This is a genomic window from Litorisediminicola beolgyonensis, assembly GCF_042679605.1.
GTDB classification, from domain to species: domain Bacteria; phylum Pseudomonadota; class Alphaproteobacteria; order Rhodobacterales; family Rhodobacteraceae; genus Litorisediminicola; species Litorisediminicola beolgyonensis.
Window position 1 is genome coordinate 64,125 of the sequence record NZ_JBHTMU010000006.1, and the last position, 13,097, is coordinate 77,221.

At 64.9% G+C, this 13,097-nt stretch carries 17 protein-coding genes; 9 read left to right on the top strand and 8 right to left on the bottom strand.

Going from position 1 to position 13,097, the window contains the following annotated elements; all coding sequences use genetic code 11:
* Positions 1-31 precede the first annotated feature (31 nt).
* The gene (locus tag ACFQ4E_RS05075) at positions 32-1,216 is read left to right on the top strand and encodes an ATP-binding protein (RefSeq protein WP_386801854.1); all 1,185 of its coding nucleotides are present in this window, start codon (positions 32-34) and stop codon (positions 1,214-1,216) included.
* A gap of 226 nt (positions 1,217-1,442) precedes the next feature.
* On the opposite strand, the gene rplI is transcribed toward ACFQ4E_RS05075, so the two are convergent.
* From rplI to rpsF, 3 genes are read right to left on the bottom strand one after another with little or no spacing between them, the layout of a single operon-like run.
* Positions 1,443-2,099, bottom strand: a complete 657-nt coding sequence (gene rplI / locus ACFQ4E_RS05080) for a 50S ribosomal protein L9 (protein ID WP_386801855.1) — start codon at positions 2,097-2,099, stop codon at positions 1,443-1,445.
* A gap of 12 nt (positions 2,100-2,111) precedes the next feature.
* Entirely contained in the window at positions 2,112-2,339 is a 228-nt protein-coding gene (gene rpsR, locus ACFQ4E_RS05085) for a 30S ribosomal protein S18 (RefSeq protein WP_008328567.1), read from the bottom strand.
* 25 nt (positions 2,340-2,364) lie between these two features.
* Positions 2,365-2,721 carry a 30S ribosomal protein S6 gene (rpsF, locus tag ACFQ4E_RS05090; RefSeq protein ID WP_386801856.1) on the bottom strand — a complete coding sequence of 119 codons (357 nt, stop codon included), beginning with the start codon at positions 2,719-2,721 and terminating at the stop codon, positions 2,365-2,367.
* Between the two features lie 255 nt (positions 2,722-2,976).
* Here rpsF and ACFQ4E_RS05095 point away from each other — a divergent pair, with 255 nt between their 5' ends.
* Together ACFQ4E_RS05095 and ACFQ4E_RS05100 are read left to right on the top strand one after the other, a co-directional pair.
* Complete coding sequence (locus ACFQ4E_RS05095; RefSeq protein ID WP_386801857.1) at positions 2,977-3,237, top strand: hypothetical protein; 261 nt, start codon at positions 2,977-2,979, stop codon at positions 3,235-3,237.
* 75 nt (positions 3,238-3,312) lie between these two features.
* The gene (locus tag ACFQ4E_RS05100) at positions 3,313-3,897 is read left to right on the top strand and encodes a YceI family protein (RefSeq protein WP_386801858.1); all 585 of its coding nucleotides are present in this window, start codon (positions 3,313-3,315) and stop codon (positions 3,895-3,897) included.
* 184 nt (positions 3,898-4,081) lie between these two features.
* Here the strand turns inward: ACFQ4E_RS05100 and ACFQ4E_RS05105 are convergent, their stop codons facing one another.
* Together ACFQ4E_RS05105 and ACFQ4E_RS05110 are read right to left on the bottom strand one after the other, a co-directional pair.
* Entirely contained in the window at positions 4,082-4,399 is a 318-nt protein-coding gene (locus ACFQ4E_RS05105; RefSeq protein ID WP_386801859.1) for a hypothetical protein, read from the bottom strand.
* 123 nt (positions 4,400-4,522) lie between these two features.
* Complete coding sequence (locus ACFQ4E_RS05110) at positions 4,523-5,728, bottom strand: cytochrome b/b6 domain-containing protein (protein ID WP_386801860.1); 1,206 nt, start codon at positions 5,726-5,728, stop codon at positions 4,523-4,525.
* Positions 5,729-5,894: 166 nt separating this feature from the next.
* On the opposite strand from ACFQ4E_RS05110, the gene fabD reads away from it, so the two are divergent.
* The 4 genes from fabD to ACFQ4E_RS05130 all read left to right on the top strand — a co-directional run bounded on the left by fabD (position 5,895) and on the right by ACFQ4E_RS05130 (position 8,462).
* Positions 5,895-6,827: an ACP S-malonyltransferase gene (fabD, locus tag ACFQ4E_RS05115; protein ID WP_386801861.1), complete on the top strand. Its 933-nt coding sequence runs from the start codon at positions 5,895-5,897 to the stop codon at positions 6,825-6,827.
* 139 nt (positions 6,828-6,966) lie between these two features.
* The gene (gene fabG / locus ACFQ4E_RS05120) at positions 6,967-7,704 is read left to right on the top strand and encodes a 3-oxoacyl-ACP reductase FabG (protein WP_386801862.1); all 738 of its coding nucleotides are present in this window, start codon (positions 6,967-6,969) and stop codon (positions 7,702-7,704) included.
* 247 nt (positions 7,705-7,951) lie between these two features.
* Positions 7,952-8,185 carry an acyl carrier protein gene (locus ACFQ4E_RS05125; protein ID WP_386801863.1) on the top strand — a complete coding sequence of 78 codons (234 nt, stop codon included), beginning with the start codon at positions 7,952-7,954 and terminating at the stop codon, positions 8,183-8,185.
* 91 nt (positions 8,186-8,276) lie between these two features.
* Positions 8,277-8,462: a hypothetical protein gene (locus tag ACFQ4E_RS05130; RefSeq protein WP_386801864.1), complete on the top strand. Its 186-nt coding sequence runs from the start codon at positions 8,277-8,279 to the stop codon at positions 8,460-8,462.
* A gap of 12 nt (positions 8,463-8,474) precedes the next feature.
* Here ACFQ4E_RS05130 and ACFQ4E_RS05135 read toward each other — a convergent pair whose 3' ends face one another.
* The 3 genes from ACFQ4E_RS05135 to ACFQ4E_RS05145 form a co-directional block, all read right to left on the bottom strand.
* Positions 8,475-9,476 (bottom strand): YihY/virulence factor BrkB family protein, encoded by a 1,002-nt coding sequence (locus ACFQ4E_RS05135; RefSeq protein WP_386801865.1) that lies wholly within the window; start codon positions 9,474-9,476, stop codon positions 8,475-8,477.
* A 221-nt stretch (positions 9,477-9,697) separates the two neighbouring features.
* The gene (locus tag ACFQ4E_RS05140; RefSeq protein WP_386801866.1) at positions 9,698-10,699 is read right to left on the bottom strand and encodes a Fe(3+) ABC transporter substrate-binding protein; all 1,002 of its coding nucleotides are present in this window, start codon (positions 10,697-10,699) and stop codon (positions 9,698-9,700) included.
* 168 nt (positions 10,700-10,867) lie between these two features.
* Positions 10,868-11,098, bottom strand: a complete 231-nt coding sequence (locus tag ACFQ4E_RS05145) for an aspartate aminotransferase (RefSeq protein WP_386801867.1) — start codon at positions 11,096-11,098, stop codon at positions 10,868-10,870.
* A 126-nt stretch (positions 11,099-11,224) separates the two neighbouring features.
* On the opposite strand from ACFQ4E_RS05145, the gene ACFQ4E_RS05150 reads away from it, so the two are divergent.
* Both ACFQ4E_RS05150 and acuI read left to right on the top strand, forming a co-directional pair.
* The gene (locus tag ACFQ4E_RS05150) at positions 11,225-11,740 is read left to right on the top strand and encodes a DinB family protein (protein WP_386801868.1); all 516 of its coding nucleotides are present in this window, start codon (positions 11,225-11,227) and stop codon (positions 11,738-11,740) included.
* Positions 11,741-11,851: 111 nt separating this feature from the next.
* Entirely contained in the window at positions 11,852-12,844 is a 993-nt protein-coding gene (gene acuI / locus ACFQ4E_RS05155) for an acryloyl-CoA reductase (protein WP_386801869.1), read from the top strand.
* Positions 12,845-13,097 lie beyond the last annotated feature (253 nt).

The following is a 13,097-nucleotide window of genomic DNA, read 5'->3' on the forward strand; positions in this document are numbered from 1 at the left end:
TGGTTATAACTTGATAGAGGTGGGTAGACTTATGGACCCCGTCAGAAACCCATTCGCGCCTGGAGCAGGATCACAACCTCCGGAACTTGCCGGTCGAGATGAGATCGTCGCCGATGCAACCACTGCATTGAAGAGAATGCTAGTTGGCAAACATGCGCAGTCGCAAATGCTGCTTGGACTACGCGGAACTGGCAAGACCGTGTTACTTAACACTATTGAAAATGCTGCCGAAGACAACGGATACTTAACTTCAGTAATCGAAGCCCCGGAGGATAAACCTCTAGCTGAGTTACTGTATCCTAAAATGCAGCAAGTACTTCGGAAGCTCTCGCTAATCGAGGCCGCCAAAGTAAATACGTACGCTGCCATGAAGGCTCTTCGAAGCTTCGCAAGTGCGTTCAAGGTGCAGATTGGGGATTTATCGGTTTCTGTTGATCCGGAGCCAGGGGTGGCGGATAGCGGTAACCTAGAATATGATCTTCCTGACATGTTCGTCGCAATCGGACGGGCCGCAAAAGCCGCCGGTAAGGGCTGGTGTCTTCTGATTGATGAGGTGCAGTATCTCAAATCAGACGAGCTTGCTGCGTTAATTGTAGCTATTCACAGAGTTGGCCAAAAGCAGCTTCCAGTCATTTTTTTTGGGGCTGGACTTCCACAGTTGGCAGGGCTGTCTGGGGATGCCAAATCATATGCGGAACGGCTCTTTTCCTATCCGAAAGTAGGACCGCTGGATAAAGAAGCTGCCTTGCAGGCTGTTCAAGGGCCAATCGGTGATGAAGGGGAAGAAATAACCAAAAGTGCTCTGAATGAAATTTGCAGAATTACAGAGGGTTACCCGTACTTTTTACAAGAGTGGGGCTTCCAGTCCTGGAATGCTGCGGATGTATCACCCATTGATATTGGCGACGTAGAAAGAGCTACTCACAACGCGCTGAAGAGACTAGATGAAGGATTTTTTCAGGTTCGTTTTGACAGATTAACTCCGAAAGAGCGCGAGTATGTCATTGCGATGGCAGAGCTTGGGAAAGGACCATACCGATCTTCCGAGGTTGCAGAGCGGTTGGGCGAGCCTCCCTCAAAGCTGGGGCCTCGTCGTGCGCAGATTATCGACAAGGGCATGATTTATAGCCCCCAGTATGGTGATATAGCTTTTACGGTTCCGATGTTTGACGATTATCTCCGTCGAAATTGGGAGCCGAGCGAAAAATTAGACTAAATTCGTGATCAAGGTCAGGCTATCCGTCTTAGGACGGTCTCGGCAAATCAGTTGTCAGCGCGGGCATATCGAGGGAGAGCTTCGCGTCTTTCTGTTGACTTTTCACGCACCGGACGTCCGGTTTCCGTCCATCCGTCCATCCGTCCATCCGTCCACCAAAAACCAAAACCCCCGCCACGGCTTGGGCCATCGCGGGGGTTCCGAAGATCAGCGGTGAAGCTGGGTCTTACTGGTCGTCGTCCGAGAGCTTCTCGTCGAGTTCCTCTTTCTCCTGAACGGCGGGCTCGCCGGAGGCCTGCTCGACCTCGGTCTCGAGCTCGTCGAGCTGGGCTGCGCCGATGTCGTCGAAGAGCTCGGCGATCTCGAACTCGGCCTGTGCCTCTTCCTCGGCGGCCAGTTCCTGGATCGACTTGCCCTGCGCCTGGATCTCGGCCTCTTCGGGCGAGCGCGCGACGTTGAGGGTGATCGTGGTGATCACCTCGGGGTGCAGGTGCAGCTCGACCTCGTGGAGGCCCAGCTCCTTGATCGGCGTGCGGATGATGACCTGGCGACGGTCGACATCGTGGCCGGCTTCCTTGCAGACCTCGGCCGCGTCGCGGGTGGTCACGGAGCCGTAGAGATTGCCGCCGTCGGAGGCCTGGCGAATCACGACGAACTGCTCGCCGCCGAGCGTGTCGGCGATCTTCTCGGCGTCGGCGCGGGTCTCTTCGTTCTTGGCTTCGAGATCGGCTTTCTGCGCCTCGAACTGGGCGATGTTCTCTTTCGAGGCGGTCAGCGCCTTGCCCTGCAGAAGCAGGTAGTTGCGCGCGAAGCCGGGCTTCACCTCGACCACGTCGCCCATCTGGCCAAGCTTGGCCACGCGTTCCAGAAGGATCACTTGCATGTCGTGGGCTCCTTATTTCACGGCGTAGGGGAGAAGGGCGAGGAAGCGGGCGCGCTTGATGGCGCGGGCCAGTTCACGCTGCTTCTTGGCGGAGACGGCGGTGATCCGCGAGGGCACGATCTTGCCGCGCTCGGAGATGTAGCGCTGCAGCAGCTTGGTGTCCTTGTAGTCGATCTTCGGCGCGTTGTCGCCGGAGAACGGACAGACCTTGCGGCGGCGGAAAAACGGTTTGGCTGCCATGGGTTATCCCTTTCCTGTCAGGCGATCAGTTGCGGCGTTCGCGACGGCCGTCGCGTTCGTCGCGCTTCTGCATCTGGACCGACGGACCTTCGTCATGGCCCTCGACCTTGATCGTGAGCACACGCATCACGTCGTCATGCAGACGCATCAGGCGCTCCATCTCCTGCACGGCCTCGGCGGGTGCCTCGGTGCGCAGGAAGGCGTAGTGGCCCTTGCGGTTCTTGTTGATCTTGTAGGCCATCGTCTTGACGCCCCAGTACTCGCTCTCGACCAGCTTGCCGCCGTTGTCGGAGAGAACCGAGGTGAAGTGTTCGATGAGCCCTTCGGCCTGCGCGTTGGAAAGATCCTGGCGCGAGATGAAAACATGCTCGTAGAGCGGCATGCGGTATCCCTATCTGTTCGAGCGCATTTCAAAGGACCGGCGGATGGTCCTTCCGCGGCCGGCCCACGAGAGACTGCGCGGGTATCAAGAAATGCGAAAGGAAGCGTCCATATACACGGATCGCCCGTGTGCGCAAGGGTCCGGGCGCGCGAGGGGCGGGGGCGGCGCGCACGGTGTTTCCCCGCTTGCGCCGCAATTCCGTCCAACTGGAGGGTCACGCTGTCCCGAACCGCCCAATGCACGAGACCGCACTCCATGAGCAATGCGCTTGTCCCATCGATCGAGACGCCCGACACCGGGGTCGCGCTACTGCCGCGGCTTCTCCTGGGGCTTGTCGGCGCGGCGCTCGTGTTCTCGGGCTTCGGCGTCTGGCTCTTTCCGGCCGCCGAGGATCTGCCGGAGCTGACGCTGATGAAGCTCGGCGTGTCGGTCTTCATGGTCACCGGCGGCGCCTGCTGCCTGGCGATTGCGCAGCCGTTCCGCCGCCGCGTGTTCATTCCTCAACAGACCCTGTGATCTTTCGGCGAATTGAGAAACCCGGCGCGGTTCGCGATCTCTAGGGCGTAACGACCCTAGAACACTGGATATCTCATGACCCGTTTCTTCCTTGCCGCAGCCCTGGCTGCGACCCCCTTCGCCGTGTCCGCCGAGCCTGTCGCGTATGACATCGACTCGAGTCACGCGCAGATCGTCTTCACCTATGACCACCTCGGCTTCTCGACCGGCACCGGCATGTTCTCGGGCTTCGAGGGCGAGATCATGTTCGATCAGGACGAGCCCGCCAACTCGACTGTCGAGGTCAGCTTTCCGGTGCGTTCGATGCTGACCGGCTGGGAAGCACGGTTCGAGCACTTCATGTCGGACGATTTCTTCGGCGCGGGCGAGGACGAGATGGTGACCTTTGTGTCGACCGGCATCGAAGTCACCGGCGAGAACACCGCGCTGATCACCGGCGACCTGACGCTGAACGAGACCACCAAGGAAGTGGTGCTCGACGCGGTTCTGAACCAGGCCGCGCCGCACCCGATGGAGAACAAGCCCTGGGCCGGGTTCTCGGCAACCACGACGCTGCTGCGCTCGGATTTCGGCGTGGGTGCCTTCGCGCCCTACGTCTCTGACGAGGTCAAGGTCGAGATCTCGCTCGAAGCCATGCAGGCGGACGGCGAAGCGAGCTGATCGGCTCTCTGATATCGAGACATCAGCCCCCGGCCTGCGCAGGCCGGGGGTTTTCTTTTGGCTCTCAGGCCCTCTGCAAGCGGCTGCGCGATGCGAAACGGAAAGATCGCATGTTGGCAGGGCGGGTGAGTGACGCGCGTGCTTGCGTCGGAGCGTTCAGCCGCCCCCCTTCAATCGGCACGCCTTACGCCCAGGCGACCGCGGTTCCAAGCAATACGATGGCGATCCCGGCGATCTCGCGCGGGCTGTAGGTCTCGCCGAAGTGGAACAGCGAGATGCCCGCAATCACCACGACCTCCGCGCCGAGAATGACGACGTAGATCAGGCCCAGCCTCTCGTGGCGCAGCGCCGCGATCTCGAAGGCACCTGCCGCCAGGAGAGCGCCCGCGATCAGGAGCGCGCCGATCAGGCTCGGGCCCGCGGCCCAGGATTTCATGACGAGCATGGCGAGGCAGTAAAACAAGGCGGAAATCAGCGCGAAAAGCGCGACAGAGGGGCTCATGGGAAATCACCGAGGTAAGAATGCGATTCAAGAATGCCGCATCCTACCACGGTTCGCGCTCTTTAGGGACGCCTTTCCGACAGCCCCGCCGAATGTCTCCGCCGCGCCTCGGCGCGCGCCCGGTCAGACCGCCGGGTCGGCGCGCGTTGCGGTGAGCGAAACCTCGACCTGAACGGAAAAGCCCAGCTGATCGGGATCGGTCATCCCGGACCCGATGCCGAAATTGCGCCGGTCGAGCGTAAGCGCGCCTTCCATCACCGCTCGGTCTCCGTCGATCCGGAGCTGGAAGGGCAGGGTTACCGGCACGGTCTCGCCCGAAAGCGTCAGAGTGCCCTCAGCCGCGTAGCCGTCGGTGGCGGTCATGATCTCGGCCTCGAAGATGGCGACGGGATGCGCCTCGGTCGCGAGGAAGTCGGGCCCGGTCGCCTGCTTGGTCACCGACCCGAGGGTCAGCGAACCGGTGGCGATCTCGACCCGGACCGAGCCGCGCGTGCCGGGCGCATCGCGTTCTTCAAAGGCGATATCGGCGGTCCAGTCGGCGAATTGGCCGCTGACCTCGCTGCCCATCTGCTGAACGGTGATCGCGAGCGTGCCCTCGGTCACTTGCCATTGGCTTTCGACCTCGGCGAGTTCCGCGGATGCGCCCTGGTCGTCGGCGGAAAAGAGACCGGTGCCCGCGCCGATGCCGAAAGCAGCCGCCCAGACCGCCAGCGCCGCGGCGATGGGCAGGGCAGCGCCGGGATGGCGCCCGGGCAATCCGGCCTCGGTCCGGCCGGGCAGCATGCGGGCGAGTGTGGCGTCGCGGTCGAAAAAGGCGTGTTTCAGCGCGCCGGCGACATGTAGGGCGATGCTGAGACCCAGCACCCAGTTGAGCACAAGATGCAGCGCCGAGAAGACCTCGGTCAGCCGCTCGGACGCCGCGAGACCGGGCAACCCTTGTCCGAACGGCCAGAGGATCGGTGCGAAGCCCGGGGCCGTGGCGTGGTGCAGCCAGCCGGTCAGCGGAACCGCGACGAGCGAGCCGTAAAGCAGCCAGTGCACGGTCGAGGCGGCGAGCGTCTCGAGCCGCCGCTCGGGATGGAGCGGCGCAGGCTTGGCCTGGGTGACGGCCCAGGCGATGCGCACCAACGCCAGCGCCAGCAGCGTCACGCCGAGCGTCTTGTGCGCCGAGAAGAGCGCGATCTTGGTGGCCCGCGCGGCGTCATCGGCCATCGGCCAGCGCTCGGCCACAATCCCGAGCGCGATCGCCAAGAAGATCCCGAGCGCCGTGGCCCAGTGCAGGGTTTTCGTGACCGTGCCGTAGCGCGTGGGGGTATTACGGGCAGCCATGGGCGCGACCTCCGTGTCTGACGCCCCGGACGGGCGACCAATTGGCTCGTCACTTAGCCGTGCTGCGCTGCCGCGCCAAGCGCATCGGCGCACAGTCGCGGTGCGCCGCCGTTGCGAAGGTGGCGGCCGCGGTCTATTGAGGGCTAAGCTGTTGAGGAGACACAAGATGAGCCGAGCATTCGTTTTTCCCGGGCAGGGCGCGCAAACCGTCGGAATGGGCAAGGATCTGGCCGAGGCCTATCCCGCGGCCCGGGCGGTGTTCGACGAGGTCGACGAGGCGCTGGGAGAGCGGCTCAGCGCGCTGATCTGGCAGGGCTCCGCCGAGGACCTGACGCTCACCGCCAATGCCCAGCCCGCGCTGATGGCGACCTCGCTGGCCGCAATGCGCGCGCTCGAGGCCGAGGGCGTCTCGGTGACGGACGCGGCCTTCGTCGCGGGGCACTCGCTCGGTGAATATTCCGCCCTTGCCGCTGCGGGCGCGCTCAGCGTCGGCGACTGCGCCCGTCTCCTGCGCACGCGCGGCCGCGCCATGCAGGAGGCGGTGCCGGTGGGCCAGGGCGCGATGGCGGCCGTGCTCGGGCTCGGTCTCGACGACGTGCGCGAGGTGGCCTCGGAGGCCGCGCAAGGCGAGGTCTGCGAAGCGGCCAACGACAACGACCCCGCGCAAGTGGTGGTCTCGGGCCACAAGGCCGCGGTCGAGCGGGCGGTCGAGATCGCCAAGGGCAAGGGGGCCAAGCGCGCGCTTCTCCTGCCGGTCTCCGCACCGTTCCACTGCGCGCTGATGCAGCCCGCCGCCGAAGCGATGGAGGCGGCTCTGGCGGATGTCGAGATCGCCGCCCCGCGCGTGCCGGTCGTCGCCAATGTGCGGGCCGAGGCCGTCTCGGACCCCGAAGAGATCCGCAAGCTCCTCGTCGCCCAGGTCACCGGCGCGGTGCGCTGGCGCGAGTCGGTTCTGTGGATGGCCGGGCAGGGCGTGACCCACGCCTCGGAGATCGGCGCCGGAAAGGCGCTCTCGGGCATGATCCGCCGGATCGCCCGCGAGATCGAGTGCACCTGCGTCGGCACGCCCGCCGAGGTCGCGGCGGCTGCGGGCGGCTGAGCGCACAGCTCTGTAGGACGGTGCAGGCGACAGTTCCCGCCCGCGCAGTCTCGAAGATTGAAACCGCGCGGGTCTCGGGGCATTACCGGGCGAAAGCGGCCTAAAACGGGCGGCTCGCCAGAGGAGGCAGAAGCACATCATGTTCGATCTGACGGGAAAATCGGCGCTGATCACCGGCGCTTCGGGGGGGATCGGCGGCGAGATCGCGCGAGCCCTGCACGGGCAGGGGGCGACGGTCGGCCTGTCGGGAACGCGCGAGGAGCCGCTCAAGGCGCTGGCCGACGAGCTGGGCGAGCGGGCGCATGTGCTGCCCTGCAACCTGTCCGATGCCGAGGCGGTCAACGCTCTGCCGAAACAGGCCGCCGAGGCGATGGGCAGCGTCGACATCCTCGTGAACAATGCCGGGATCACCCGTGACAATCTCTTCATGCGGATGTCCGAGGATGAATGGCAGAGCGTGCTCGAGGTCAATCTCACCTCGACCTTCCGGCTCTGCAAAGGCGTGCTGCGCGGCATGATGAAGGCGCGCTGGGGCCGGATCGTGAATATCTCCTCGGTGGTCGGCGCGGTCGGTAATCCCGGGCAGGGCAACTACGCCGCAGCAAAGGCCGGCATGGTCGGCATGTCGAAATCGCTCGCCTACGAGGTCGCGACGCGCGGGATCACCGTGAACGCCGTCGCGCCGGGCTTCATCGAGACCGCGATGACAGACAAGCTGACCGATGACCAGCGCAAGGAGATCCTGGGCCAGGTACCCGCGGGCCGCATGGGCACACCGGGCGAGATCGCCGCGGCGGTCACCTATCTCGCCAGCCCCGAGGCGGCCTATGTCACCGGCACGGTCCTGCACGTGAACGGCGGCATGGCGATGGTCTAAAAAGACTTTCCGGCGTCGCCGACACGCTCGCGGCGCGGGTTCGGTTGCCGCTTGGGAAAGCGTTTGCCATCGTTTAAGCATGTGTTATAGGCGCTTTTAGCTTCGGGCCCAGATCGCAGGATCCGGGCTCCGCCAATGCCCCGCTCGGGGCGAACCGCCCGAATGGGCAAGACGCAATGGTCCCGAACAGGGGCGAGGGCAAGAGCCGGACCCGGTGGGTCCCGATAAGAACTGTGAGGAAGAAAACATGAGCGACATCGCAGATCGCGTGCGGAAGATTGTGGTCGAGCATCTCGGCGTCGAAGAGGACAAGGTGACCGAGAACGCTTCGTTCATCGACGACCTTGGCGCAGACAGCCTCGACACCGTCGAGCTGGTCATGGCCTTCGAGGAAGAGTTCGGCATCGAAATCCCGGACGACGCCGCCGAGAGCATCCAGACCTTCGGCGACGCGGTGGAGTTCATCAAGAAGCAGGGCTGAGCCCGGTCTCGTTGATGAGAGTTTCGCGACGGCGCGTCCCATCGGGGCGCGCCGTTTGCGTTTCGGGCCTCGGTGACGGCTTGAGATCGGCGTGACGGGGCTCGTGGCCTTTCTGGCGGCGTTCGAGGTTCAGCCCAAACATCTCGACGGTCTGCCGCATGTCATTGGCTGGCTGGTGCTCTGCGCTCTGGCCGCCGCGGTGTGGGCGCTGATCGAATGGGACCTGCGCAGGCGCCGGACCTCGCGTCGCGATGAAGACGACGCAGACGAGCCGTGATGCGGCGTCGGACTACGCCGTCTCGCCCACCCGGCTGACATCGTCGGGATCGGCGTCGGGACCGCGCATGCCTTCGGGCGTGGTATCCGCCTTGACCGCGCCGCGTGCCCCTTCGGGACGAGGGTGGCCGACGGTCGTGTCGGTCCGGGTCTGGTGCTCCATCTCGGCATTGAGCTCGGCGCCGAGCAGCACGATGAAGGCCGACAGCCAGAGCCAGGTCAGCAGGATGATCACGCCACCGAGCGCGCCGTAGGTTTCGGTGTAGGAGGCGAAGTTCTGTGCATAGAGCGAAAAGCCCGCGGTTCCGATCATCCAGAGCGCACAGGCGATGACCGCACCGGGAGAGACCCAGCGCCATTTCGGACGCCGCCGTGACGGCGCGAAGCGGTAGAGGAGGCTGAGGCCGAAGATGACCATGGCGGTCGCGACAAGGAAGCGCCCGGCGGTCAGCAAGATCTCGACGCCCACAGGGATGGGGAAGAAGCTCAGGACGACCGGCAGCACCAACATCACCGATGTGGCGAGGATCACGCCCACGATCAGCACCAGCGTCAGCGCCACGGCGGTCAGGTTCAGCACCACGAAGCTGCGCTTCTCACGCTCGTTATAGGCGACGTTCATGCCCTCGATGAGGGTCTTCACGCCTTTGACCGCGCCATAATAGGCCAGCATGAACGAGAAGATCGCGGCCAGACCGGTGGCCTTCTCATCGCCGCCGGTGACCTTGAGAACCTGATCCTGGATGATCGACGCGGCATCGGGCGGCAGCATTGTCGCGAGACTGTCGAGCTGCGCGGCCACGTCAGACGGGTGCAGCACCAGACCGGCGATCGAGATGAGCGCGGTGACGGCGGGGAAGATCGCGAGGAGACCGAAGAATGCGACGCCTGCAGAGACCACGGAGACATGGTCGTGGATCACGTCATGCACCACGCGCTTGAGGATGTCCCACCAGCCGCGCTGCGGAATCTGGGTCGGCTTTTTGGCGGCCTGGCCGCGTAAAACGTCTGTCATGACGCCAACATACGCGAAACTCGCGCGGTAAGTTCCCCCTCGCGCGGGAAATTCGCGAGGATTGCGACTTTTCGCGCGCGCCGTCCTGAGGCGCTGAGGATCACGGATACGGCTGGGGAGGGGGCGCGGTTCCGCATCGGGCACCACGCCTTGCATGGCACAAAAAACCCCGGAGCGCGCCACACGCTCCGGGGTTGGATCGACGGGGCTGCCGGAGGGGGTCAGCCGTCGAAATTGATCTCTTCCATGATCTTCAGCGCGTCTGCGCGCAGCGCGGCGAGTTCCATGAGATTGACCGTGTCGGGCGTGAACTCCCCCCAGGAGGCCACCAGCTCGGAGCGCGGCACGTCGGCCTTGACCGGGAACTCGTAATTGACCTCGGCGTAGATTTCCTGTGCCGCCGGAGAGGCGAGGAATTCCATGAACGCCAGCGCGTCCTCGGGATGCGGGGCGGCCGCGGTCATGGCGACGCCCGAGACGTTCATATGGGTGCCCGATTCCTCGAATTTGGGGAAGAGCACGTTGACGCTCTCGGCCCATTCGGTCTCTTCGGGATCCTCGAGCATCTTGCCCATGTAATAGGTGTTGCCGAGCGAGATGTCGCATTCACCGGCCCAGATCGCCTTGACCTGCGCGCGGTCATTGCCCTGCGGCTTGCGCGCGAGATTGGCCTTGACCCCTTCGGCCCAATCCTTCGCGGCCTCGTAGCCGTGGTGATGGATCACCGCCGAGAGAAGCGCGAGGTTGTAGGGGTGGGTGCCGGAACGGGTGCAGATGCGACCTTCCCACTTCGGGTCGGCGAGATCCTCGTAGGTTGTGATCTCCGACGGGTCGACGCGGTCCTTGGACGCATAGACGATGCGGGCGCGGGTGGTGACGCCGAACCACTGGTTGCCGGGGTCGCGGAACTCGGCGGGGATGTTGGCGGCGAGCACCTCGCTCTCGACCGGCTGGGTGACGCCGGCCTCGACCGCTTGCGAGAGGCGGGAGATGTCGACGGTCATGACGATATCGGCGGGACTGCGGCTGCCCTCGGCCTGCAGGCGCTCGGTCAGGCCCTGATCGAGAAAGACCACGTTGGTCTCGATGCCGGTGGCTTCGGTGAAGGCATCGGTGATGGGCTCGATCAGCTCGGGCTGGCGCTGCGAGTAGATGTTGACCTCGGCGAGGGCCGGGGTGGCAGCGACGAGGGCGGCGAGCGCTGGGGTGAGGCGGATGGGCATGAAGCTCTCCAGAGTTGGTACCGTTTATGAGGGCGGTTTGCCTGAGTGTTTTTGTCGGGTCAATACCCGACGGAAAAAATAAGAAAAGACGTCGGGCCGGGCGCTGGCGAAATCCGAACCGGATTTCGCGCGAATTCCGGTTCGGAATTCGGGTCGCCGTGGTGGGCGTCAGCGCAATCGGCGGATCGGGTCGCGATTGCAGAACACCACGATCATCCCGCCATTCTCGACCGCCTGGAACCCGCGCTGGCGGACCTCGTCAAGGAAACGCTCCAGACCGCAGAACCTTTCGACATCGCGCCGCCTGCGCCGCATCACCTCGCCGCGTGCGACCGCTTGCGAGGTGAACGTGTCCCGAAGCCAAAGCTCGGGCGTGGAGGGACCGTGCCGACGCGACATGTCCCGGAGCGTGGCACGAACTGGTTAAACTTGGGTGACGGGGCCACCGACCGCTCGCGGCCGGTCTTGCAAAGCCCCGCCGCGCCGCGCCATGCTGCGCGTCGACCCGGGGCAGGGGATGGCCACATGATCGACCGCACCACCTGCGTGACGCTCGCACGCTACAATTCCTGGCAGAACCGCCAGTTGCGCGAAGCCGTCGAGGGCTTGACCGAGGCCGATCTGATCCGCGACCGCGGCGCGCATTTCGGCTCGATCCTCGGCACGCTCAACCATCTCCTCTGGGGCGACCAGATCTGGATGTCGCGCTTCGACGGCGGCGCCGGTCCCGGCATCCCCCTCGCCGAAAGCCCGTCGCTCTGTGCCCGCGCCGATCTCTGGGCCACCGAACGCTTCCGGACCGATGCACGGATCATGCTCTGGGCTGAAGGGCTGACCGCGGTGGAGCTTGCAGGCAGCATGAGCTGGCATTCCGGCGCCACGGGGCGCGACGTGACCCGACCGGTCGCGCTCTGCGTGCTGCACATGTTCAACCACCAGACCCACCACCGAGGCCAGGTCCATGCGCTCCTGACCGCCGCAGGGGCCCGTGCGCCGGTCACCGATCTCTGCTTCATGTCGGAGAGCGACGGTCGGCTCTGACGCTTTGCGCTTGCCCCGGCGCGGACGCGCGGTATCTCGAAGGGCAGACGAGCCGCGTGCCCCTTGGGTGCCACGGCGGCGACAAGACACGGCAGATAAGGGAGAGGGACGATGGTCAAGGCATTGGTGGTCGAGAAGGACGAGGAGAGCGGCAAGACCCGCGCCGCGGTCAAGGAGATCGGCCTCGAGGACCTGCCCGAGGGCGAGGTGACCGTCGCGGTGGAGTACTCCACGCTCAATTACAAGGACGGTCTCTGCATCGGGCCGGGCGGAGGCCTGGTCCGCAAATATCCCCATGTCCCCGGCATCGATTTCGCGGGCACGGTAGAAAGCTCCGACGACGACCGGTATGCCCCCGGCGACAAGGTCGTCCTGACCGGATGGCGCGTGGGCGAGGCGCATTGGGGCGGCTATGCCACCCGCGCGCGGGTCAAGGCGGACTGGCTTGTGCCGTTGCCCGATGGGCTGACCACCCGGCAGGCGATGGCCGTCGGCACCGCGGGCTTCACCGCGATGCTCGCGGTCATGGCGCTCGAGGATCACGGGGTGACGCCGGGCGAGCATCCCGTCCTCGTCACCGGCGCGTCGGGTGGCGTGGGTTCGGTCGCGACGGCGATCCTCGCCAATCTCGGCCACAAGGTCGCCTGCGTGACCGGTCGGCCGGAAAGTGCGGACTACCTCAAGAGCCTCGGCGCGACCGAGATCGTGCCGCGCGAAGAGCTTGCCGAGACCACCAAGCGGCCGCTCGAAAGCGAGCGCTGGTCGGGCTGCGTCGACGCGGTCGGCGGGCCGATGCTGGCGCGCGTCCTGGGCCAGATCTGCTACGGCGGATCGGTCGCCGCGGTGGGACTTGCGGGCGGGGCGGACCTGCCCGCGAAGGTGATCCCCTTCCTGCTGCGCGGCGTGAACCTCCTGGGCATCGACAGCGTGATGCAGCCCTATGACAACCGCCTGAGGGCCTGGCAGCGGATCGCCAAGGACCTGCCGATGGAGAAGCTCGACGCGATGGTCGAACCGGCGACGCTCGAAGACCTGCCGAAGCTCGGGGCGGATATTCTCAAGGGGCAGGTCCGGGGCCGCGTGGTCGTCAACGTCGCGGGCTGATCTGCTTCGGGCAGTGAGTTTCGGATCATCAGCGCGGCCGCCTCTTCTCCGGAAGACGCGGCCGCCGCCATCCGCCGAAAACCCCGCAATGGGCGGATCGCATTGAACAATACGCCTCACCGCGCCCGTTCCTCGGGCGCCCCGGGCGCGGCTTGCATGTCGCTCTAGAGCGGCGTGCGACAGGGGTCGCGTGCGAACTTCGGTCAGTGATCTATTGATCGCAAAAGATTTTTTCTCGATCACGGCTCGCATC